The organism is Clostridium sp. UBA871, from assembly GCF_002295255.1.
Taxonomy (GTDB): Bacteria; Bacillota; Clostridia; order Clostridiales; family Clostridiaceae; genus Clostridium_J; species Clostridium_J sulfidigenes.
Genome location: NZ_DBFV01000011.1, coordinates 810,560 through 834,190 on the forward strand (window position 1 = coordinate 810,560; position 23,631 = coordinate 834,190).

A 23,631-nucleotide genomic window follows, 5' to 3' on the forward strand; every position below is an offset into this window, starting at 1 on the left:
GGTTTAGAATAAGTTTCTATAAAATATTAGCTTTACTCTATTATATAGAGGTAAAGCTAATATTTTTTATATAAGCAATAAATTTATATGATTTTCATTATTTTCTGATATAATATATTATAGTAAAAGTCTGAAAAGTAGATCTAATGATAATAAGAGTATATTAAGTTTAGTGGTTACTATTCATAATTATATAAGTAAAATTACTATGGGAGGATAATTAATGGGAATATACAAAGCACCAAATTCAGAAGAAAAAAAAGCTATAAAAAAATATAGTAAGTTATTTGAAGATATTAAGATATCTGAGCCAGCGCTATTTTTGGGAAATACATATAAAGAGGTAATATTTGAAAAGAAAGGTATTGTCAGCTTAATTGGTAAGAAAAAGGGATATATATATATTGATGCAAATAATAAAGTAGTAGAAGATGAGAAAACAATAATGAGACTAGGAAGAATATTCTTTTTCATGGAAGCATTCTTAAATGATGATAATGGTAGTATAATTAAGGCTCTTCAAAATGAAGAAGAAGTAGAAAAAAATAAAACTGATTTGGAATTAATGATGAAAGGCTTTGAAATCATTGAGAAAATGAATAAAAAATATGATATTGAACATAAGGAAGTTGAAAAGGTTAAAGATATATTATCAAAACTAATAGAACTTAGAGCTAAAACTAACTTGAAATTACAAGATTTTCTTAAGGTAGTACAGGAAGAAACATCAAAACAGAAATACTTTGATGAAAATATTATTGAAGCATGTATGCCAGCATATAAAGAAGTGATGGCATGTAATTATGAAAAGGTGATACTCATAGCTAAAGGATCTTCAAGTTATAACTGCTTAAAAAAGGCGGCAGAGAAAGTAAGGAAAAAATATACTATAAGATTTAATATATCTTATACAGATCCATTAATGAAGGTAAACTATATGATGGGTTATTTTGAAAGTTTAATTAGAGCTTATGAAAGCATTATTAACATGTCTTATAATCAGTATTTAAAAAGTATAGTAAATTCAGGAAGAACCAATGCTGAATTTAAATTATTAGAGTTAAGAAATAAGAAAAAAAATTAAAAGATCAATACAGTTAAAGATTAATAAAAATAATTAAAGGTATGTATGTGAGAGATATCATACCTTTAATTATTATAATTTATATAATATAAAATTCACATTTATTATTCAACGTTAATAAATACTGCATCCTCATCTTTAACTACATTTATATACTCAACTTCAGGATCTTCAGTACCTTGAACATAAAGGCCAGTATCTTTTAGTTGTTGAACATAATCTACAATTTCTTGTGTGATTTTTTCTCCCGGGCATAGTACAGGTATTCCTGGTGGATAAGCCATTAGGAATTCACCACTAATCATGCCTACGCTATTTTTAATTCTAACAGAAGTTTTAACACTGTTGAAGGCTTCGTTAGGAATCTGTATTTGCTCAGGAATGGAAGGGATGTCTATGAAGTCTGCTTTAGCAGTACCCTTGCCATAATAGTCATCACTGATTTCTCTCAAAGCTCTTAAAAGTCTTTCCATGCCATCTTCAGTATCGCCAAAGGAACCTACAATAAGGACATTATATAAATCCGAAAGTTCCATTTGAATATGATACTTGTTTGTTAAAATCATATCCAAATCATAACCAGTTATACCTAAATCTCTACAAGTTATTGTAATTTTAGTTGGATCAAAGGCATATGCTCCAGGAACTCCTAAGATTTCTTCGCCAAAGCAATAGAAACCAGGGATTTTATTAACTTCATCTCTAACATAATTAGAAAGTTCTATTGTTTTATCTAGTAATTCTTCTCCACCCAATGCAATTTGTCTTCTAGCAGTATCTAATGAAGCCATTAGAATATAAGAAGGCGAAGTTGTATGCATTAAGTTTAAAACCTGTTTTACCCTTGGAATACTTACTCTTTTAGAGTTAACTTGAAGTAGAGATCCTTGAGTTAAAGCACCAATAATTTTATGAGTACTTTGAGCACAGATATCAGCACCAGCTTCCATGGCAGACATAGGTAAATTTTTATTAAAGTTTAAATGCGGTCCATGAGCCTCATCAACTATTAAAGGAATATCATATTCATGAACGATATCAGCAATTTGCTGAATGTCTGTAGATACACCATAATAAGTTGGATTGATTATAAGAACAGCTTTAGCATCCTTATTAGCTTCCAATGTAGTTCTTACTGTTTCAGGTGTAACTCCATTTGCAATTCCTATCTTTTTATCTAACTCAGGCTGCATATATACAGGGATAGCACCAGCTAAGATAATTCCTCCAGTAATGGATTTATGAACATTCCTAGGAATTATTATTTTGTCCCCAGCACCTACTACAGAAAGAATCATTGCTTGAATAGCGCCGGATGTTCCATGAACAGAGAAAAAGCATGCATCTGAACCGTAGGCATCAGCAGCTAATTCTTGAGCTTTTTTTATAGGACCTGTTGGATGATGATAACTATCTACTAGTTTAAAAACTGTAACGTCAATCTTAAACGGATTTTCGCCCATGAAGTTTTTAAAATCTATGTCTACTCCAACACCTTTTTTATGCCCAGGAACATGGAATGGAAGAGTGTCTCTATTCACATATTCCATTAAGGCATCAAATAATGGGGTTTCATTTTGGTTTAACTTATACAATTCCATACCCTCTTTCTAATTTATAAAGTATAGAGATATCAATAATATAATTTAATGACCTCCCTATAATAATTTTACTCCAAATATAATATTTATAAAGTTATAAAACAAATTTATTATAGAATAATATTAGTATCAATGCAATAAGATTTTAGTTTATAATTAAATATTTATAATGTTTTACTTATTATATGAGTTATAAGATTATAAATGTATAATAAAGCATATAAATTTTATGCGTTTATTAAATTGTGTTATATAAAAAATAAAAAAAATACGAAAATATTACTTTATACAAAAAACAGATGATTAAAAATAAAATAAATGGTAATATAGTTTAGTGGAATAAATTAAAAAATATAGAATAGTAAGAAGGTGCATTATGAGTAATGAAAATTATTTTTTAGAAAAACTTGAGAAAATGCTATTTCTTGAAATAAAAAAAGGTAGCAAAATAAATGAATATGTATTTAAAGATAATATATATCTACCAGTAAATTCAGATAAAATAGTTTCCAAAACTAAAGAAGGAGATGATTTATCTAATATTCCTGTTAATTTTTTTATAGAGGGAATTTTTTATGCACTAGGAGCAGATAAAAACTTTAAATTTAATCATGTATATAAGGAAATAATAGAATCCATTCCTAATAGCGTTAATTATATAAAAGGAAAAATATTTGAGAATATTAAAAATGAAAAGTATGAAGATGGATATATATTATTAAAAGGATTATTGGAAGTTGAAATTACAACAGATAATTTAAATAAAGCTTTTATTTTAATTGATGGAATGAGAAAAAATAATATTGTATTTAAAGAAGAGATTATTAAACTTATTGAAATTGGAAAAGAGATTAAGGATTATCCACAACCCTATTATTATTCAGCCTTAGTAAGTTATGAAGATAAAGATTTTGAAAAAGCTCATTTTAATATTAAACAATATATATCATTGGGAGGAAATGTAAGTGAAGAGGTTGAGGTATTAAAAGAGAATCTAGATATAATCAATTCTTTTGATAAGGGGAAAGAACTTGTATATGAAGAGCCAAAGAAAGCGTTAGAAGTATTATTACCACTAATAGATGTATTAGGGGATAGCGCTGAGATATTTTATTATATTGCAGTTTCTTATAGAATTTTACAAAACTATGAAAAAGCTATATACTATTTAAATGAAGCATTATCTATAGATAGTAACTATGTTCAGGTGTTTAATGAACTTGGGATAAACTATGCTTGCTTGAATGATTTCGAAACTGCAATTAAGTATTTAAGGAAAGTATTTGAGGTTACCAAATCTATAGAGGTATGCACTAATTTAATAATGTGTTATATAAATATTAAGGATTTTAATCAAGCAAAAATACATTTAGATATAGCTAAAAAATTAGATCCAGAGGATGAAATTGTAAAGGAACTTGAAGAAACATTAGGATAATCAAACGAAAAAGAATGTATCAATAGAATATAAATAATTAAATAATATTTTATGAATAACTTTGAATGCAATTGTGTTTACATGCAAAAAACAGTATAATAACTGTGATAAACTTTTGAAATTTGCATTTCAAAACATCTTGAAGTATTTGATTACCATAATTGATTTAGGAAGTGAAGTTATGAAAAAAGAAAATAAAAATATAGTTTTAGATGTAATTCTTGTCGCAATAAGTTTATATTTGGCTTTATTACTAAAATTTGATTTCAGGATACAACCTGATTATAGAGAGTTTTTTATATTATCAATAGTTCCAGTTGTAGCATTAACAATTATATTTAATATGATATTCAAACTATATAGTAATATTTGGAAATATGCATCTGTTGAGGAGTTACTATCGATAGTATATTCTATGACTGCTTCTAATATAGTATTTATAATCTATGGTTATTTTATAAGCCACACTATGTTAAAAAGTAGATTTTTTAGATTTCCAATAACTGTTCATATTATATTTTGGCTATTGAGCGTAATAAGCTTAGGTGGAGTTAGATTTTTATATAGAATCATGGAGAATAATGGAACAGATAAAGGATCGATTAACAAAAAAAAGAATTTGTTAATCATAGGTGCTGGAGATGCTGGAGCTATACTTATTAAAGAAATAAATAATAATAGTACTTTGCACTATAAAATTGTTGGGTTGATTGATGATAATATAAATAAGATAGGTAAGAGAATTCATGGAGTAAAGGTTGTAGGAGATAGAAATAAGATTATATCCTTTTGTAAGCAAAACAAAGTTGATGAAATAATGCTTGCGATGCCATCAGTGGATAAGAATACTAAGAAAGAAATTCTAGATATATGTAAACAGGTGACAAAAAATATTAAAACCATGCCAGGTATTTATAAAATTATTGATGATAGCATAAATGTAAATCATATGAGAGATGTGAACATTGATGATTTATTGGGAAGAGAATCGATAAAGCTAAAATCGGAGCATATAGAAAGATATATAAAAAATAAAACAATACTAGTTACTGGTGGTGGTGGAAGTATTGGGTCTGAAATTATTAGGCAAATAGCAAAATTCTCACCTAGAAAAATAATTATTCTGGATATATATGAGAATAATGCTTATGATTTAGAAATGGAATTTAACAGAAACTATCCAGAAATAAATAAACAAGTAATTATTGCTTCTGTAAGAGATATGATAAGAATAGATCAAATATTTGACGAGCACAAACCAGAAGTGGTATTCCATGCAGCAGCTCATAAGCATGTACCTTTAATGGAGGGAAATGCAGGGGATGCAATTAAAAATAATATTTTAGGTACATATAATGTAGCTAAATGCTGTAATAAATATAATGTTAAAAAGTTTGTTTTAATTAGTACAGATAAGGCAGTAAATCCAACTAATGTAATGGGAGCCACTAAAAGATTTTGTGAACTTATAATTCAAGCTTTTAATGAAGTTAGTAAAACAGATTATGTAGCAGTTAGATTTGGAAATGTTCTTGGAAGTAATGGTTCAGTAATACCACTATTTAAAAAGCAAATTGAAAAGGGTGGACCAGTAACTGTAACCCATCCAGAAATAACAAGGTTCTTTATGACTATTCCTGAGGCTGCTCAATTAGTTATTCAAGCTGGTGGTCTTGCAGATGGTGGAGAGATATTTGTATTAGATATGGGTAAACCGGTTAAAATGGTTGATTTAGCAAGAGATTTAATAACATTATCTGGATATAAGCCAGATGTAGATATTAAAATAGAATATGTGGGATTAAGACCAGGTGAAAAGTTGTATGAAGAGCTTTTAATGGATGAAGTAGCACTTACATCTACAGAGCATAATAAAATTTTTGTAGAAAAACCTAAAGATGCTACTATAGAATTTATTGAAGAAGCTATAAAACAGTTTAGAAATGTAGATAATATGACTAAAGAAGAAATAATAAAATTGCTTGAAGAAAAAGTTCCTACATATAAAAGAAAGAAAGACTAAGATATGTAACGAATTGTGTAATGTAATAAATTACTAATAGGAGGAACAATTATGAGTCAATTAAAGGAAGAATTATTATTAAAATTAAAGAATAAAACAGCTAAACTAGGTGTAGTAGGTCTTGGATATGTAGGACTTCCTCTAGCAGTAGAAAAAGCTAAGGCGGGATATGAAGTTATAGGATTTGATGTTCAAGATAAAAAAGTTGTTATGGTTAACAATGGAGAAAATTATATAGGTGATATAGTAGATAATGACTTATCAGCCCTTGTTAAAGCGGGTAAGCTAAAAGCAACTACGAATTTTAGCTTCATAGAAGAAGTAGATACAGTATGTATAGCTGTACCAACACCTCTTGATCTTTATAAACAGCCGGACTTATCCTATGTAGTTAACTCAACAAAAGATGTAGCAAAATACTTAAAGCGAGGAATGCTTATAATTCTTGAGAGCACAACCTATCCTGGAACAACGGATGAAGTTATAAAACCAATTCTTGAAGAAAGTGGATTAAAATGTGGAGAGGATTTCTTTTTAGCATTTTCACCAGAAAGAGTAGATCCCGGTAATAAGGAATATAACACTAAAAATACACCTAAGGTTGTAGGTGGATGTACACCAGAGTGCACTGAGGTTGCAGGAACTTTATACAGATGTGTATTGGATGGAGAAATTATGGAGGTATCGTCACCAGCAGTAGCTGAGATGGAAAAAATTCTTGAAAATACCTTTAGAAATATAAATATAGCCTTAGCTAATGAAATGGCAATATTGTGTAAGAGGATGGGAATTGACGTTTGGGAAGTTATTGAAGCTGCAAAAACTAAGCCTTATGGATTTATGCCATTCTATCCAGGTCCAGGTCTTGGTGGTCACTGTATACCACTAGATCCATTCTACTTGGAATGGAAGGCAAAAGAGTATGATTATCATACAAAACTTATAGAGACTTCAGGTATAATTAATGATTCTATGCCAGAATTTGTAGTTGAGAACGTGATGAAGCTTTTAAACGGACATAAAAAGGCGTTAAATGGTGCAAAAGTACTTGTTATGGGTGCAGCATATAAAAAAGATATAGATGATATGAGAGAGTCACCAACATTGAAAGTCCTTGAGATATTAAACAAAAATGGTGCGGACATAATGATTAATGATCCATATATTCCGTCTTTTAAACATAAAGGTATTGAATATATATCAGTAGATTGGGAAAAAGAAATTGATAATGCTGATATAGTAATCATCACTACAGATCACAGTTGTTACGACTATGAATTGATGATTGAAAAGGCTAAGATCCTTTATGATACAAGAAATGCGACAAAGGATGTTAAAAAAAATAGAGATAAAATAAATAAACTTTAATATATTAAGTGTATTAGATACAGCACTACAATGTCTTTTGTGCTGTATCTAATAATTATGAATAAAAATTTAATAGATAATATTGGTAATAATTAACCATATTTAAAGGGTTCGAGTTTAGTCTTAATCCCTAAAATATATTAGGAGGAATTGGTATGAAATTATTTAATGTAGCTGTTATTGGATGTGGAAGGATATCCTATAAGGGAATAGAAGCAGTGGTTAATAACAAGGAAAGGCTACAGTTGGTATCAACTTGTGACCCTATAGAAGAAAAAGCTATTGCAAAGAAAAATGAATATATTGACAAGTTAGGTAAGGAAGTTAAAGTTAATATATATAAAGATTATAAAGAAATGTTAGAAAAAGAAGATATAGATATAGTGTATATAGCAACTGAAAGTGGATATCATCCAGAAATTGCTATAAATTGTATGAAAAAACATATTCATGTTATAGTTGAAAAACCAATGGCGTTATCAATTAAAGATGCTGATGAAATGATAGCTTGTGCTAAAGAAAATAATGTTAAATTATGTGTATCACATCAAAATAGATTTAATACTGCTATTCAAAAACTAAGAAGTGAAGTTGAAGCAAATAATTTTGGTAAGATGGTTAATGGTACAGCAAGAATACTTTGGAATAGAAACATGGGATATTATGAGCAAGCTCCTTGGAGAGGGACTTATGAACTTGATGGTGGAACATTAATGAATCAATGTATCCATAATATAGATTTACTACAATGGATGATGTGCTCAGATGTTGATACAGTATATGCTCAATGTGATACTTTCTTAAGAGATATTGATGCAGAAGATTTTGGAGCTATATTAATAAGGTTTAAAAATGGTGCCATAGGGATAATAGAAGGAAGTGCTTGTGTGTATCCTACAAATTTAGAGGAAACATTAAGTATTTTTGGGGAAAAGGCAGCTGTTTGCATAGGAGGCCTTGCAGTAAATAAAATTGAAACTTGGAGAATTGAAGGCTCAGAAGAAAGTGAGGAGAAAGTTTTGGCAGCACAAGAAGCAGATCCAGATAGTGTTTATGGATTTGGACATACTTTATTATTTAAAGATGTAGTAGACTCTATCATAGAAGATAGACAGCCACTAGTAAGTGGAGAAGAGGCTAAAAAACCTCTAGAAATAATATTAGCTGCTTACAAGTCTACAGCAACTGGAATGCCTGTTAAGTTTCCATTAGGCGATTTTTCTACTATGGATATGAAGGAAATGAAAAATAAGTAAGTGAGGGTTCACTGTGGGATATAAAAAGAATATAGCAAGTAACTTTGTTACTCAAATAATTACGTCAGTTTTGGCCTTTATAGTGAGCATTATAGTTTCTAGAGTGCTAGGAGCAGAAGGAAAAGGTGAGGTGGCATACTTTCTATTGTTTTTTACAACAATAGGACAGTATGGTCACTTTGGAATAACTTATGCTACACCATATTTTAGTAAGAAGACACAGTATAGTAGTGAGGAAGTTTTTAATAATAATTTTTCTTACATAATGCTAATGTGTGTTATACAATCAAGTTTTGTGATTGTAGCAAAGACTTTTGGATTAATTTTTGAAGAATATAGTTATTTAACTTTATTTCTTGGAATATTAATTTTAGCATTTACTATGATAGCTGAATTTTTATCAACGGTATATATAGGTAATGAAAGAATTATTGAAGTAAATAAAATTACTTTAGCGTCTAATATAATAAAAATAGCATTAACTATAATATTATGGCTTGCAGAATTATTAAATATATATACTTATTTGTTAGTTTTATCTTTACCAGTTATATTTAATTCAATACTATTAATGAGAAAATCAAAACAAAAGTATAAATTTGAAATAAATAAAGTCTTAATGAGTAAGGAGTTTAAATTTGGAATAAACATATATCTAGCAACCTTATTTATTTTCATGAATTATAAAATTGACCAATTTTTTATAAAGTTTATGTTAGGAACATCTGAATTAGGAGTTTATAGTGTATCGGTATCTCTAGCAGAACTTCTATTTTTAATTCCTGGTAGTGTAGCAAGTGCAATTTTGGGAAGATTATATAATATGAAAAACGATACTCCGGAAGAAAGGGCTAGACTTACTAGTAATACTATAAAAGTTACTTTTTATGTAACATTCCTTATTATGATAATAGGTATTCTATGTACGCCTATTATTCCAGTTTTATACGGGAAACAGTATATGGGTGCTATAGTACCTACAATTATATTATTTGTAGGAATTTTATTTGCATCAATAGGAAAAATTTCGTCATCATACTTCCAAAGTTCTGGAGAGCCAAAAGTACACTTATATATAACCTTTTCAGTATTTGCTATAAATATTGTTTTTAATGCAGTGTTGATACCACTTGTTGGTATAAATGGTGCTGCTATTGCTTCAAGTATTTCATACTTTGCATATGGAATAATATATGTAATTATCTTTATTAGAAAAGAAAAGTTTACATTTGAAGGATTATTCCTATTTAGTGATAGTGATAAAGAGATGATTAGACAAGTAAAACGCAGAGTTTTAAAAAGATAATGGAGGGAACATGAAAAAATATTTAAACTATATTAAGAACAATAAAAAAATAGCTACTATAGGGATAGCTATAATAGCTTTAGCTGTAATATGTATATTTGTAGGGATTAAAGTTAGTCTTAATAATAAAGAAAATGCTGAGAAATATAAAGGTGATAAGGGTGTATTCTTTGAAGATAAGAATTTTGAGAAAGCCATAAGAAAAGAAATAAATAAATATATAGGAAAAATATATGAAAGTGATTTAGCAAAAGTTAAGGCTTTAAATTTAAGTGAAAAGAAAATAGAAAGTATTGAGGGAATACAATATTGTATTTCTCTTACTGATTTAAATTTAAGTAAAAATAAAGTCACTAGCATAGAACAACTAAATGAGCTGACATATCTTAAAATATTAAATTTAAGCTCTAATCAAATAGAAGATATAATTCCATTATCAAACCTTAAAAATTTATTAGATTTAGATTTATCAACTAATAATATTCGTAATATTGAGCCTTTAGGTAAAGTTAAAGGTGTAGTATCTTTAAATATAGCGAAAAATAATATAAGTAAGATAGATTCATTGGTGAATCTTAAAAACCTAAAAATTTTGAATTTGGCTAATAATAGAATTACTAAAGTAGATGATTTAGTTAAGATGACAGAATTAGTAAACCTGGACATTTCTAATAACTCAATTATGAACTTAAAAGGAATTGAGGATCTGCTTTATCTTAATGAACTTAAGGCTAATGGAAATGGAATAGAGGAGATAAATAGTCTTAAGAACATTGAATATTTACAGATTTTAGAGTTATCTAACAATAATTTAAGCAATTTAAGTTTTATTAAAGATAATATAAATCTTCAAAATCTAATTGTATCCTATAATGACATTTCAGATTTAAATGATATAAGTAAGTTAGATAACTTAGAAAAGTTGGGAATAAGGTATACTAGTATAGAAAATGTGGAGTTATTAGCAAAGCTACCAAGTTTAAATGAATTATATATAGATGATAGAATTGATAGAACACCACTATTGGATATGAAGACTAGATTTAAAAATGCTGATACAAAAACTAAAGAGTTTTTTATAAATAATATATACAATAAGTAAAGGAAGAAAAGTTTATGGCTTTAAAAATATTAATAGTTGCATTAGGATTAACATTAAGTACTTACTTGTTCAAAAAAGCAGCAGGAACATTAAGTGTAAGAAAATTAAATTTAATATCCTATACATTTTATTTATTTATACTTCAAACATATATTGGTACTAGTTTAGTATTTCTTGGAGACAGAGAACATTATACTATTACATATATTTTAAATAATGATACCATACCTAGAACATTTTTTTATGTACTGTTAACAGCTGTACTACTTCCTTTAATTATAATTTTTCTGTACAAATTATTAAAAGTAGATATCAATTATATATATAGTGAGTATTTAAGTAAAGAAACTAATGTAGATAATGAGCAAATAGTATTTTACATAGTATTAGGGATTTCAAGTATTTCTATAATATTAATGATTATGTTATTTGTAAAGATAGGATATGCACCATTGTTAAAGATGGTTTTTGCTGAGCCAGGGTTTAACTTTAAAACAGCTAGAATAAACATATCTAACGTTACAATAATACATGAATATGTGAAAAACATACTTATACTTTCTTTAATACCTGTATTTTCATATATATCTTTTGTATATGTATATACTACTAAAAATAAAAGATGGATAGTGCTATTTGGAGTCTTATTTATATGTTCACTATTTACTAAAACGTATAATTTTGCAAAGACGCCAGTTATATTTTATTTGTTCACATTTGTAATAATATATATTATGTTAAATGATGGTATAAGGAGACATTTGTTATATGTGATAGTAGGGTGTTTGGGTGGAGTGATTTTTTTACTTTACAAAGTTATGGGATATGCATTAGAATTTTCTATACACACTGGTCCTATAAGTAGAGTAATATTTACACAAGCAGGAACCCTTATGTATCATTTTGATTTCTTTCCTCAGCATTTTCCATTCTTAATGGGAAGAAGTTTATCTGGTACAATAATTAAGGTATTAAGTTCAGATTTGACGCCTCTAAGGTCTGCCAAAGTAATTATGGCTTTTTATGGTTCAAGAAGTGTATATGAAGGTACTGCTGGAGTAATGAATGCACTTTTTATTGGAGAAGCTTATGCAAACTTTGGTGCAATTGGATTGCTTTTAAGTATAGTATATATATCTTTATTGTTTGGAATGATATACTATTTGTTTACTAAAAAATTTCGTAAAACGGCTCTTAATGTAGCTTTATTTGGAATTTTAACTAGTGAATTAGCAAGTATAACACAAGGTGGTTTTTTTGATTTTATATATAGTGCAAATATAATAATAATAGTTTTATTATTTATATTTGTTAATTATTTAAGTAAGTTTTTAGAAAAGAAGATAAATAAGGGATATAAAGGGTAAGAGTTCATTAGAAAGTAGGATATAAAATGAAGAAATGTATTGTATATTTTCCTTTTAAAATTCATGAAGAGCATCCGAGCGCTTCTAATCTACGACCAATAAAAATAGTAAAAGGGTTTAAAGAGTTAGGGTATGAGGTTGAAGTTATAAAGGGGTATGCTGCTGAACGTAAAAATACTATAAAAAAACTTGAAAATAAAATAGAGAACGGTGAGAAGTTTGATTTTATTTACATGGAAAGCTCAACAGAACCAACACTTCTTACAGAATCACACCACATACCAATTCATCCTTTTTTTGATTTCAAATTTCTTAAATTTTGTCGAAAAAGAGGAATTAAGGTAGGATTATTTTATAGGGATATTCATTGGAGATTCAGTCAATACAAAAATACTGTTTCAACACCTAAAAGGGCAATAGCATATACATTTTACTATTATGATTTATTAAAATATAAGAGTTCTATAGATGTTTTATATTTGCCATCCCTAAGAATGGAAAAATATATACCTATAAAACTAAATAAACCTATTTTAGAATTACCATCTGGGTGTGAATTTATAGAAGCTACAGGACAATTAGATATATCAAAAGATAAATTTTCTATCCTATATGTTGGAGGTCTTAATAGGGAGCTTTATAATATCGAAGAAATGGTTAAAGCTGTAGCTAATAATGAAAGATTTACTTTAACTATCTGCTGTAGGCAAGAAGAATGGGAAGCTAATAAAGGGTACTACTATGAATATTTAAATGATAGAATAAAAATCATACATGAAAGTGGTAATGAACTAGATAAAATTGCGATTAGTGCGGATATGTTTTCTTTAATAGTTGAGCCTACAAGTTATTGGGAATTTGCAATACCAATGAAATTATTTTCTTATATTTCTTACGGTAAACCAATTTTAGGAGTAAGTAATACCGCGTGTGGTGAATTTATTGAGAAGAACAATATAGGATATACTACTAAATATAATGAAGAGAATATTGAAAATATATTAAAATATGTAGAAAAAAATTATAGCAAAGATTATGATAGAATGAAACTAGCAATGAGTGAAGCCTTTGAAAATAATACTTGGGAAAAAAGGGCTTATGCTGTGGTAAGAAGCCTACATAAATAGTAGATATAAGAGGTGAAAAAATGAAGATTTGTTATTTATCTGATGCAAATAGTATACATACAAAAAAGTGGTGTAAATTTTTTAAGACTAAGGGATATGATATACATGTAATTTCATTAAATGATGGTGAAATAGATGGAGTTACTGTACATAGTCTAAAAATACAATTAGATAATGTTAGAAATGGAAGTTTTATGAATAAGATTCAATATCTTACGTATACAGGGAAGGTTAAAGCTTTAGTTAATGAAATAAAACCAGATATACTGCATGCACACTATGCAACTAGTTATGCGTTTTTAGCTGGAGCTACTAATTTTCATCCTTACGTTATTTCTGTTTGGGGAAGTGATGTTTATGATTTTCCAAAACAGAATATATTATGTAGAAAATTTGTTGAGCGAAACTTATCTAAAGCAGATGTATTGCTATCTACAAGTAAAGTAATGGCTGAGGAAACCAAGAAATATACTAATAAATCTATAGAAATAACTCCATTCGGTGTAGATATTAATTTATTTAAACCTAATGAAAATAAATATGATAATAGAGAAGAGATAGTAATCGGAACAATTAAAGCTTTAGAGGCTAAATATGGAATTGAATATTTGGTAAGAGCTTTCGGTAATTTAGCGAAAAAGTATGATAATATTTACCTGGAAATAGGGGGAATAGGATCTCAAAAGGAATATTTAGATAACCTATGTAAAAAATTAAATATAGAGAGTAGAGTTGAATTTTTAGGATTTATAACTCCAGAAGAAGTAGTGCAGTCATTTAATAGATTTGATATTGCAGTATTTCCATCTACTTTAGATAGTGAAAGTTTTGGGGTAGCTGCTGTAGAAGCTCAAGCTTGTGGAACCCCAACTATAGTATCCAATGTAGGTGGGTTACCAGAAGCGACATGCCCTGGAAAAAGTAGTATTGTAATTCCTAAGGAAGATACTATTGCCCTTGAGAAAGCTATAGAAAAGTTAATTACAGATGAGGAACTAAGAATTTCTATGGGAAAATACGGAAGACAATTTGTTGTTAATAATTACAATGTTAAAGATAATTTTAATAAGGTAGAGGTTATATATAAAGAATTGTTAAATAGTCAACATAAGTAAGCTAAAAGGAGTATAAATTATGAAAATAATAACAGTTATTGGAGCTAGACCTCAATTTATTAAAGCTGCGGCAGTATCTAATAAGTTAAGAGAAAAACATGAAGAAATATTAGTTCATACAGGGCAACATTACGATGAAAATATGTCAAAAATATTTTTTGATGAATTAAACATACCTTACCCTAATTATAACCTTTCAGTTGGATCTGGAGGACATGGAAAGCAAACTGGAGAGATGATGACAAAGCTAGAGGAAATATGTGTTAAAGAAAATCCCGACATGATTTTAGTATATGGTGATACAAATTCTACTTTGGCCGGAGCATTAGTTGCAAGTAAAATGTTAATTCCTGTAGTTCATGTTGAAGCAGGACTTAGGAGCTTTAATAAAGCTATGCCAGAAGAACAGAATAGAATACTTACAGACCATATATCATCCAAATTGTTTGCACCTACGGAAACAGCTATTAGAAACTTAAAAAATGAAGGTATAGTAGAGAATGTATATAATGTGGGAGATGTAATGTTTGATGCAGTTCTTCATTTTGGTGAGATTGCTAAGAAAAACAGTACAATAATTGAAAGATTGAATTTAAGGGACAAAGAATTTATATTAACTACAATACATAGAGCTGAAAATACTAATAATATTTCAAGATTAAAAAATATAATAGAAGCCCTTAATGCCAGTGAGAAGACTATAGTACTTCCATTGCATCCAAGAACTAAAAAGTATATGAGCGATTATAACTTAGAATTTGGTGACAATATAATAGTAATTGACCCAATAGGATATCTAGATATGCTTGCATTAGAAAGTAACTGTGTAAAAATAGTAACTGATAGCGGTGGAGTACAAAAAGAAGCTTTCTTTATGAAAAAACCATGTATAACTATGAGAGATGAAACTGAATGGGTGGAGACTGTAGAAAATGATTGGAATAGAATTGTTGGAACAGATAAAGAAAAGATACTAGATGCTATAGTTAATTTTATACCAAGCCAACCACAAATGGATATATTTGGAGATGGTAAATCATCTGAAAAGATTTGTAGCATTATAAAAAAATAAGATTGGTAAAGAGGGAATTCTAATGAAGATATTATTTTTAACTCAGTATTGTCCTCCAGAAGTAGGAGCTCCTCAGAATAGGATTTTTGAGTTTGCCAAACAATTAAAGAAATTTGGTCATGAGGTTACGATATTGACTGCTATGCCGAACTATCCAAGAGGAGAAATATTTGAAGAATATAGGGGCAAGAAGATAGTTAAAGAAACTATTGATGGAATAGATATAGTGAGAACAGGAATTTATGCTACTAAAAGTAAGGATTTTGTAAAGAGACTTAGAAATTATTTATCATTTACTTGGAGTAGTGTATTTAATGGAGCAAAGCATATAGAAAAGCAAGATGTGATAATAACAGAATCACCACCATTATTTTTAGGCTGGTCAGGATATGTTCTATCAAAGATGAAAAAAGCTAAGTTTATATTCAATGTATCAGATCTATGGCCAGAGTCAGCAGTAAAATTAGGTGTTTTAAATAATAAAGCTATGATTAGAGCATCCACGTGGCTAGAAGAATTTTGTTATAGAAAGGCTGCAGCGGTTACAGGTCAAACTAAAGGAATTGTTGATAATATAGTTTCTAGAGGGTTTGATAAAAATAAAGTTCATATCATAACAAATGGTGTCGATACAGAATTCTTCAAAAAAGAAAATAGGTCGGAAGAATTTAGAGAGAGTATAGGAATAAAAAATAAATTTGCAGTTGTTTATGCAGGAATTCATGGAATTGCTCAAGGACTTGAAGTATTAGTCGATGCCGCTGAAATCATAAAAGAAGAAAAGGAAATACAAATTGTATTTATAGGAGAAGGTCCAGAGAAGCCAATGCTTATGAATAAAGTTAAAGAAAAGAAGCTTGAAAATGTTAGTTTTTTACCTATGCAAGATAAAAAAGATATGCCAAAGATTATAGCTTCAATGGATGCAACTGTAGTACCATTAAAAAAATTAGATATATTTAAAGGTGCACTACCATCAAAGATGTTTGAAAACTTAGCTTCAGAAATACCTATTGTATTAGCTGTTGAAGGTGAGGCAGAAAATTTAATTAATGATGCACAAGCTGGGATTGTGGTTGAACCTGAAAATTCAAAGGAAATTGCAAAAGCAATTTTAAAGCTACATAAAAATAAAGAACTAAGAGAAGACTTGGGAAAAAATGGAAGAAGTTATGTTATGAATAATTTTTCTAGAGAAGCGATTGCAAGAAAACTAGAAAATATATTACTAGACTTAAAGTAAGGAGGAATTAATATGGTTAGAAAAAGAGAAACATTTTTACCTTATTCAGTACCACTAATTGATGATGATGACATAAATGAAGTAGTAGAAACATTAAAATCAGGATGGGTAGCTAAGGGGCCTAGAACTATTGAATTTGAGAAGAGATTCGCAGAATATACAGGTGCAAAATATGCTATCGCTATGAATTCAGCTACTGCTGCATTACATATTGCTTTAATAGCTGGAGGAGTTAAACCAGGAGATGAAGTTATAACAACTCCAATTACTTTTGCAGCTACAGCCAACACTATAATTCATGTAGGTGCTAAACCTGTATTTGTAGATATAGATCCAAATACATTTTGTATAGATGCAAATAAAATAGAAGAGAAAATAACAGATAAAACTAAAGCTATAGTTCCGGTGCATTATACAGGTCATGCTTGTAATATGGACAAAATAAGAGCTATTGCTGAAAAATATGACCTTTTTGTATCTGAGGATGCAGCGCATGCCATTGATACTTACTATAAAGGTGATTTAATAGGAAAAAAAGGCGACTGTGCATCCTTTAGTTTCTATGCAACTAAAAATATATGTACAGGTGAAGGCGGAATGCTTACTACTAATAGAGAAGATATAGCTGAAAAAGCAAGGATTATATCAACTCATGGGATGAGTAAAGCTGCATGGAATAGATATGGAAAAGGTGGAACTTGGAGATATGATATAGAATATCCAGGGCATAAGTACAATATGTTTGATATTCAAGCTGCTCTGGCTAAAACACAAATGAATAAATTAGATTTCATGCAAGATAGAAGAAAAGAGATTGTAAAAAAATATGAAGAGGCGTTCTCTAATCTAGATGGAATTAAACTTCCACCAGAAGCAGAGTATACTACTCACTCATGGCACCTTTATGTAATAAGATTGGAATTAGATAAACTTACAATTGATAGGGATGAATTTATAGAACTTATGGCGGAAGCTAATATAGGCACTAGCGTTCACTTTATACCTGTACATTTAATGAGTTATTATAGAGAAACCTATGGATATAAAGAAGGTGATTTACCAATTGCTGAAAATTACTTTGACACTATAGTTTCATTGCCATTATATCCTAAGATGACAGATGAAGATGTTCAAGATGTAATTAATGTAGTTACAGATATTATAAAAGAGAATCACAAATAAATATATTTAATATAGTATTGAGTATATCTAAATTTAAGGACTTAGTTCTTTTAAGTAGGATTAAGTTCTTAAATTATAAATCTTTAAAAATAATTAAAATTGTATGAAATATGAGCTTTAATATCTATAATCTATAATATATATTGACATAATATAAATTAATAAATTCATAATAATTAAAAAATATTTTTTTTATCAAATAAATGATATAATAGTTTTGTGTTCGTACAAGGAGGAATTATTTTGGAGAACAATATAGTAATAGATGTAAAGGAAAAAATCGAAAATAAGCGATTTCAGTTTTTTGTGAAAAGGGTTTTTGATATTATATTGTCACTTATAGGAATAATAATATTGTTGCCTATATATTTAATTATCGCTATTGCGATAAAATTAGATAGTAAAGGCCCAGTGTTATTTAAACAAGTTAGAGTAGGGAAGAATAGAAAAGATTTTGTTATATATAAATTTAGAACTATGGTAGTATCAGCTGAAAGTAAAAGGGAATTACAGATAGACCCAAGTAATATGGATAATTTTGTATTTCAAAGTAAAAGCGATAATAGAGTTACAAAGGTTGGCAGCTTTTTAAGAAATACTAGCCTTGATGAGATACCTCAATTATTTAATGTTTTGTTTGGTGACATGAGCCTGGTTGGGCCTAGACCTGAAATACCTGATGTTGTAAAGTATTATCCAGAAAATTATTACCAAAGATTACTAGTATTACCTGGAATAACAGGTCTTGCACAAGTCAGTGGAAGAGGCGAGATAGAATTGGGAAAAACCATTTATTATGATTTAACCTATATAAGTAATTTTTCAATATGGAATGATATAAAAATATTATTTACTACTGTTTTTAAAGTATTTAAGAGAGATGGCGCTTTTTAAGAGAGAATTAGTAAAATAAAGGTATTAGAGCTAGGGTTATAGATAAAAATATGCAGTTATAAATAATAATAGCACGAACACAAATATAAATAGTAGTAGCTATAAATATAAAATTAATTTCTTATATTCCTTTCATGGTACAGAATTTTAGCATGTACTATGAGTTAGGAGGGGGGAAAAAATATGGACAAGAGTAATGAAAAAATAAAAGGAATTTTTTACATTACCATAGCATCGATAGCTTTTGGGGTAATGCCAATATTAGCTAAATTAGCATATAAAGGTGGAGCAAATCCAATAAGTACTTTGGCATTAAGATTTACTTTTGCATCAATAATACTTTATATATATATAAAAAATAAAAATCTTTCACTTAAATTAAATAAGGAACAAATAAAGCTTATATTGTTTTTAGGAGTAGTAGGATATTCAATGACATCCATACTATTATTTTTAGCCTACAATTATATAGATGTAGGTATAGCAGGAATGATACTACATACATATCCTTTAATGGTTATGATCTTATCTATAGTAATATATAAAGAAAAGTTTAAGATGAAAAAATTTCTCTATTTAATTATAACTACTATAGGTGTATTTATAATGTTGGATGTCAATGTTGGAAATGTTAATAATATAGGTGTGATACTAGTTTTATTATCTGCTCTTTGCTATGCAATATATGTCATTGGAGCTTCTAATGAGAAACTTAAAAATATAAATAGCTTTGTTATAACCTTTTATATATCTATAATTTCTGCAGTTGTTGGAAGTGGTACAGGAGTCATAACTAGTAGCTTTAATAGCACTATAAATTTTTATGGAATTATATCTATATTACTAATTGCATTTATATCTACTGTGGTTGCTTTGATGGCATTTTTAAGAGGAGTAAAACTCATAGGACCAACAAACTCAGCAATCTTTGGCGCTTTAGAGCCTATAGTATCTTTAGTTTTAGGTGTAATTGTTTTAGGGGAAGCCATATCTATTAAGATAATTATAGGTAGTGTTATTATTATATTAGCTATGATTGAGCTAGCTAAGGATACTGTTAGAAATTAAGAGTTACTTTATCAAAATGATTGGATCACTTTGATAAGGTGATTTTTTGTAATTATGGATTCATAAATAGATAGAAATTTGTCGCATATATGAGTTATAATTATATAGTACGATATATAAGATTCAATAAATAGATTTTATCAATGCTACTTAATATAGTTAGATTAAAGATTAATACAGGTATAGAAACTTAATTGAAATTATTATATGTAGAATAAAGAGTAACATATACTAGTGGATTATAGTATGGTGGATTTTATATAAATTAAGAATAGTATAGAATTAAAATAAATAAATATTTCTCTGAAATTTTACTTTAGAAGACTAATAGATTTAATTCTATTATATAGAATAAAGGAGTTTTATATGAATGTATTGATATTACCAGCGTGGTATCCAAATAAAAAAGATTATGTTGGAGGTATATTTATAAAAGAACAGGTTAAAGCTCTTAAAAGTGTTGGTATTAATCCAATAGTATATTATCCTTTTGATAATGAAATTTTACCTAATGATTTAAGGTTAAATATAGAAGATACAATTAAGGTATACAGGGCTAATACAGATTATATGAAAAATAGTAAATTATCTAAATTTAATAGCTTTAAAAATTCCATTAGAGATCTAAAAAAAATAGTTAAAGATAATAGTATTGATTTAATTCATGCACATGTTGGATATCCAGCAGGTGTTATAGCATATTTACATTATCTTACGAATAAAAGCATACCATATATTTTAACGGAGCATAGATCAAATACAAGGGAATTTGCTGCTAGGTTCTATAATGGAATTCTAAAAAGAGTATACTTAAACGCTAAGAGTGTCATAACTGTTAGTGAATTTTTAAAAAAAGAACTTGAAAATTTAGAATATGTTTTTAATGGTAAGGTTATAGGAAATGTAGTAGATATTCCTAAAGAAAAAGTTGTTTATAATCCTATAAAAGAAAAGGTGACTATACTTTTTATTGGAAGTATGAAGGAAAATGAAGTTAAAGGAATAAAATATCTTATTCCAGCACTAGCTAGATTTATTAAAAATATATCTCTTAAGGTTAATGTTTTATTTATAGGAGAAGGCACATATAAAGAGAGCTATGAGAATCTTGCTCAGAATTTTGGAATAAAGGATAATTGTACTTTTATTGGAAGTATACCAAATGAAAGTGTTGGAGAATATATAAAAAGAAGTAATTTTGTAATATCATCTAGTATAAAGGAAACTTTTGGAGCAGTCCTCATTGAGAGTATGAGTTATGGAAGACCAGTTCTTGCTACCAAGTGTGGCGGACCTCAAGAATTTGTTAATGAATTCAATGGTATATTGGTAGAAAAAGAAAGCGTAGATGAGTTATATTATGGAGTGAATAAAATGGTAAAAAATTATTCTCAATTTTCTAGTGAAGATATAAAGAAATATGTAGAGGATAATTATTCATTAAATGTTATAGGTGAAAAATTGAAAAAAGAGTATGAAGTAATATTAAAATCTATATAAAATTATTTTATTATAAATATAAGTAGATTAACTAAGTATATAATGTATATGAAAATTTAGGAGTTACTGTATCAGAGTGATTTAAATATCAATGTGGTACAGTATTTTTATTGCTAAAATATAGTATTTTTATTGCTAAAATATTAGAAGTAATCATCCATGTATGAGATTTATATAAATTTATCATAAGGATGATAATGCTCCTTTAGTAAGTTAAAATGATAATACATTAAAAATATTCATAATATTCAGACGTAATAATTAAAAGGTTATTTTGATTTTATAAAGAATAGTAATTATATAGGAAAGTATATTGTAAAGGGGAGATATTAATGAATAAAGTAATAATCAATGGAAATGACTTAAGACTTGAAGATATAGTAAATGTGGCTAGAAATAATTATCAAGTTGAGCTTAGTGAAGAAGCCATAAAAAGAGTAGAAAAATCTAGAGGAATTGTAGATAAAATTGTTGAAGAAGATAGAATAGTCTACGGAATAACTACAGGGTTTGGAAAATTTTCTGATGTATCTATATCAGGTGAAGATTGCAAAACTCTTCAAAGAAATTTAATTATATCTCATGCTTGTGGCTTTGGAAACAGCCTTGATACAGATATAGTGAGAACAATAATTTTGCTTAGAGCTAATGCTTTATCCAAAGGATATTCAGGAATAAGATTATCAACACTACAAACCTTGGTGGCTATGCTAAATAAGGGAGTTCATCCAGTAATACCAGAGAAAGGGTCTTTAGGAGCATCTGGTGATTTAGCACCATTATCTCATATGGTATTACCAATGTTAGGAGAAGGAGAAGCTGAGTATCAGGGTAAAATAATAAGTGGTAGAGAAGCTATGAATAAAGCTGGTATAGAAGTAGTTCAATTAATAGCTAAAGAAGGTCTTGCATTAATTAACGGTACTCAAGTTATGACTGCTGTTGGAGCTTTGGCTTTATGGGATGGAATAAACTTAATTAAGAGTGGCGATATAGCTGCTGCATTAACAGTAGAAGCACTAAGAGGAATAAGAGATGCGTTTGATTTAAGAACTCATAACATACGTCCTCATGAAGGGCAAATTGAAACAGCAAAGAACATATTAGCTTTAGTAGATGGAAGTTCTCTTGTGACATCTCAAGGGGAAATTAGAGTACAGGATGCATATACTTTAAGATGTATACCACAAATTCATGGAGCTTCTAAGGATGCATTAAATTATGCAAAACATAAAGTAGAAATAGAGATTAATTCAGTAACAGATAATCCAATAGTAACAGAGGAAGGAGACGTTATTTCAGGAGGAAACTTCCATGGTCAACCTATGGCATTAACTTTTGACTTCTTAGGTATAGCTATGAGTGAAATTGCCAATGTATCTGAAAGAAGACTTGAAAGATTAATTAACTATCAATTAAATGATCTTCCAGCTTTTCTTGTTAAACATGGTGGCCTAAATTCTGGATTTATGATAACTCAATATGCAGCAGCAGCTTTAGTTTCTGAAAATAAAATCCTTGCTCATCCTGCTAGTGTTGATTCAATACCTTCTTCTGCAAACCAAGAAGATCATGTTAGCATGGGTACAATAGCAGCTAGAAAGGCAAGGGATATAATAAGAAATGCAGAGAGAGTCGTAGCTACTGAAATTTTAGCTGCATGTCAAGCTATCGATTTTAGAGAGGATTATACTTTAGGTAAAGGAACTAAGGTTGCCTATGAATCAGTTAGAAACGTAGTTAACTTTATAGAAAATGATGTAGTTATGTATAAAGAGATAGATAAGGTTACAGATCTTCTTCGTAGTGGAGAACTAGCTAATAAAGTTGAAGAAGTAGTTAAGGTTAATTATTAATGCAACCCTAAAGACTTTAAAGAATTAGT

General features: G+C 28.5%; 18 protein-coding genes. 17 read left to right on the plus strand and 1 reads right to left on the minus strand.

The window, feature by feature from the left end; genetic code table 11:
• Nucleotides 1-223: 223 nt before the first annotated feature.
• On the plus strand, nucleotides 224-1,084 hold the full coding sequence (locus tag B3086_RS16900) for a hypothetical protein (RefSeq protein WP_346877771.1): 861 nt from the start codon (nucleotides 224-226) through the stop codon (nucleotides 1,082-1,084).
• Between the two features lie 104 nt (nucleotides 1,085-1,188).
• Here B3086_RS16900 and B3086_RS16905 read toward each other — a convergent pair whose 3' ends face one another.
• Entirely contained in the window at nucleotides 1,189-2,679 is a 1,491-nt protein-coding gene (locus B3086_RS16905; protein ID WP_346848612.1) for an aminotransferase class I/II-fold pyridoxal phosphate-dependent enzyme, read from the minus strand.
• 382 nt (nucleotides 2,680-3,061) lie between these two features.
• Here B3086_RS16905 and B3086_RS16910 point away from each other — a divergent pair, with 382 nt between their 5' ends.
• From B3086_RS16910 to hutH, 16 genes are all read left to right on the plus strand, one after another.
• Nucleotides 3,062-4,123: a tetratricopeptide repeat protein gene (locus tag B3086_RS16910; protein WP_346848613.1), complete on the plus strand. Its 1,062-nt coding sequence runs from the start codon at nucleotides 3,062-3,064 to the stop codon at nucleotides 4,121-4,123.
• Between the two features lie 181 nt (nucleotides 4,124-4,304).
• Complete coding sequence (locus tag B3086_RS16915; protein WP_346848614.1) at nucleotides 4,305-6,146, plus strand: nucleoside-diphosphate sugar epimerase/dehydratase; 1,842 nt, start codon at nucleotides 4,305-4,307, stop codon at nucleotides 6,144-6,146.
• A 51-nt stretch (nucleotides 6,147-6,197) separates the two neighbouring features.
• The gene (locus tag B3086_RS16920) at nucleotides 6,198-7,514 is read left to right on the plus strand and encodes a nucleotide sugar dehydrogenase (RefSeq protein WP_346879537.1); all 1,317 of its coding nucleotides are present in this window, start codon (nucleotides 6,198-6,200) and stop codon (nucleotides 7,512-7,514) included.
• 155 nt (nucleotides 7,515-7,669) lie between these two features.
• Nucleotides 7,670-8,770 (plus strand): Gfo/Idh/MocA family oxidoreductase, encoded by a 1,101-nt coding sequence (locus B3086_RS16925; protein ID WP_346848616.1) that lies wholly within the window; start codon nucleotides 7,670-7,672, stop codon nucleotides 8,768-8,770.
• A 13-nt stretch (nucleotides 8,771-8,783) separates the two neighbouring features.
• Nucleotides 8,784-10,076 carry a flippase gene (locus B3086_RS16930; protein ID WP_346877772.1) on the plus strand — a complete coding sequence of 431 codons (1,293 nt, stop codon included), beginning with the start codon at nucleotides 8,784-8,786 and terminating at the stop codon, nucleotides 10,074-10,076.
• A gap of 10 nt (nucleotides 10,077-10,086) precedes the next feature.
• Complete coding sequence (locus B3086_RS16935) at nucleotides 10,087-11,178, plus strand: leucine-rich repeat domain-containing protein (protein ID WP_346877773.1); 1,092 nt, start codon at nucleotides 10,087-10,089, stop codon at nucleotides 11,176-11,178.
• A 14-nt stretch (nucleotides 11,179-11,192) separates the two neighbouring features.
• Entirely contained in the window at nucleotides 11,193-12,545 is a 1,353-nt protein-coding gene (locus B3086_RS16940; protein WP_346877774.1) for an O-antigen polymerase, read from the plus strand.
• Nucleotides 12,546-12,571: 26 nt separating this feature from the next.
• A complete protein-coding gene (locus tag B3086_RS16945) occupies nucleotides 12,572-13,672 on the plus strand; it encodes a glycosyltransferase (RefSeq protein ID WP_346877775.1) in 1,101 nt (366 codons plus the stop codon).
• A gap of 20 nt (nucleotides 13,673-13,692) precedes the next feature.
• The gene (locus B3086_RS16950) at nucleotides 13,693-14,787 is read left to right on the plus strand and encodes a glycosyltransferase (RefSeq protein ID WP_346879541.1); all 1,095 of its coding nucleotides are present in this window, start codon (nucleotides 13,693-13,695) and stop codon (nucleotides 14,785-14,787) included.
• Between the two features lie 19 nt (nucleotides 14,788-14,806).
• Entirely contained in the window at nucleotides 14,807-15,859 is a 1,053-nt protein-coding gene (gene wecB / locus B3086_RS16955; protein ID WP_346879542.1) for a non-hydrolyzing UDP-N-acetylglucosamine 2-epimerase, read from the plus strand.
• A gap of 22 nt (nucleotides 15,860-15,881) precedes the next feature.
• Nucleotides 15,882-17,102 carry a glycosyltransferase family 4 protein gene (locus B3086_RS16960; protein ID WP_346893970.1) on the plus strand — a complete coding sequence of 407 codons (1,221 nt, stop codon included), beginning with the start codon at nucleotides 15,882-15,884 and terminating at the stop codon, nucleotides 17,100-17,102.
• 12 nt (nucleotides 17,103-17,114) lie between these two features.
• Nucleotides 17,115-18,284, plus strand: coding sequence for a DegT/DnrJ/EryC1/StrS aminotransferase family protein (locus B3086_RS16965; protein ID WP_346877779.1), 1,170 nt, complete (start codon nucleotides 17,115-17,117; stop codon nucleotides 18,282-18,284).
• Nucleotides 18,285-18,524: 240 nt separating this feature from the next.
• Nucleotides 18,525-19,178 carry an exopolysaccharide biosynthesis polyprenyl glycosylphosphotransferase gene (locus B3086_RS16970; RefSeq protein ID WP_346877811.1) on the plus strand — a complete coding sequence of 218 codons (654 nt, stop codon included), beginning with the start codon at nucleotides 18,525-18,527 and terminating at the stop codon, nucleotides 19,176-19,178.
• Nucleotides 19,179-19,361: 183 nt separating this feature from the next.
• Nucleotides 19,362-20,246: a DMT family transporter gene (locus tag B3086_RS16975; RefSeq protein WP_346877780.1), complete on the plus strand. Its 885-nt coding sequence runs from the start codon at nucleotides 19,362-19,364 to the stop codon at nucleotides 20,244-20,246.
• Between the two features lie 366 nt (nucleotides 20,247-20,612).
• Nucleotides 20,613-21,746, plus strand: a complete 1,134-nt coding sequence (locus tag B3086_RS16980; protein WP_346877781.1) for a glycosyltransferase — start codon at nucleotides 20,613-20,615, stop codon at nucleotides 21,744-21,746.
• A gap of 332 nt (nucleotides 21,747-22,078) precedes the next feature.
• Nucleotides 22,079-23,602, plus strand: a complete 1,524-nt coding sequence (gene hutH / locus B3086_RS16985; protein WP_346878553.1) for a histidine ammonia-lyase — start codon at nucleotides 22,079-22,081, stop codon at nucleotides 23,600-23,602.
• Nucleotides 23,603-23,631: the final 29 nt, after the last annotated feature.

What these genes read in the sequence shown, in the direction of transcription:
- B3086_RS16900 (WP_346877771.1), top strand. Translation starts at nt 224, where the DNA reads ATGGGAATATACAAAGCACCAAATTCAGAAGAAAAAAAAGCTATAAAA.
- B3086_RS16910 (WP_346848613.1), top strand. Translation starts at nt 3,062, where the DNA reads ATGAGTAATGAAAATTATTTTTTAGAAAAACTTGAGAAAATGCTATTT.
- B3086_RS16915 (WP_346848614.1), top strand. Translation starts at nt 4,305, where the DNA reads ATGAAAAAAGAAAATAAAAATATAGTTTTAGATGTAATTCTTGTCGCA.
- B3086_RS16920 (WP_346879537.1), top strand. Translation starts at nt 6,198, where the DNA reads ATGAGTCAATTAAAGGAAGAATTATTATTAAAATTAAAGAATAAAACA.
- B3086_RS16925 (WP_346848616.1), top strand. Translation starts at nt 7,670, where the DNA reads ATGAAATTATTTAATGTAGCTGTTATTGGATGTGGAAGGATATCCTAT.
- B3086_RS16935 (WP_346877773.1), top strand. Translation starts at nt 10,087, where the DNA reads ATGAAAAAATATTTAAACTATATTAAGAACAATAAAAAAATAGCTACT.
- B3086_RS16940 (WP_346877774.1), top strand. Translation starts at nt 11,193, where the DNA reads ATGGCTTTAAAAATATTAATAGTTGCATTAGGATTAACATTAAGTACT.
- B3086_RS16945 (WP_346877775.1), top strand. Translation starts at nt 12,572, where the DNA reads ATGAAGAAATGTATTGTATATTTTCCTTTTAAAATTCATGAAGAGCAT.
- B3086_RS16950 (WP_346879541.1), top strand. Translation starts at nt 13,693, where the DNA reads ATGAAGATTTGTTATTTATCTGATGCAAATAGTATACATACAAAAAAG.
- wecB (WP_346879542.1), top strand. Translation starts at nt 14,807, where the DNA reads ATGAAAATAATAACAGTTATTGGAGCTAGACCTCAATTTATTAAAGCT.
- B3086_RS16960 (WP_346893970.1), top strand. Translation starts at nt 15,882, where the DNA reads ATGAAGATATTATTTTTAACTCAGTATTGTCCTCCAGAAGTAGGAGCT.
- B3086_RS16965 (WP_346877779.1), top strand. Translation starts at nt 17,115, where the DNA reads ATGGTTAGAAAAAGAGAAACATTTTTACCTTATTCAGTACCACTAATT.
- B3086_RS16975 (WP_346877780.1), top strand. Translation starts at nt 19,362, where the DNA reads ATGGACAAGAGTAATGAAAAAATAAAAGGAATTTTTTACATTACCATA.
- B3086_RS16980 (WP_346877781.1), top strand. Translation starts at nt 20,613, where the DNA reads ATGAATGTATTGATATTACCAGCGTGGTATCCAAATAAAAAAGATTAT.
- hutH (WP_346878553.1), top strand. Translation starts at nt 22,079, where the DNA reads ATGAATAAAGTAATAATCAATGGAAATGACTTAAGACTTGAAGATATA.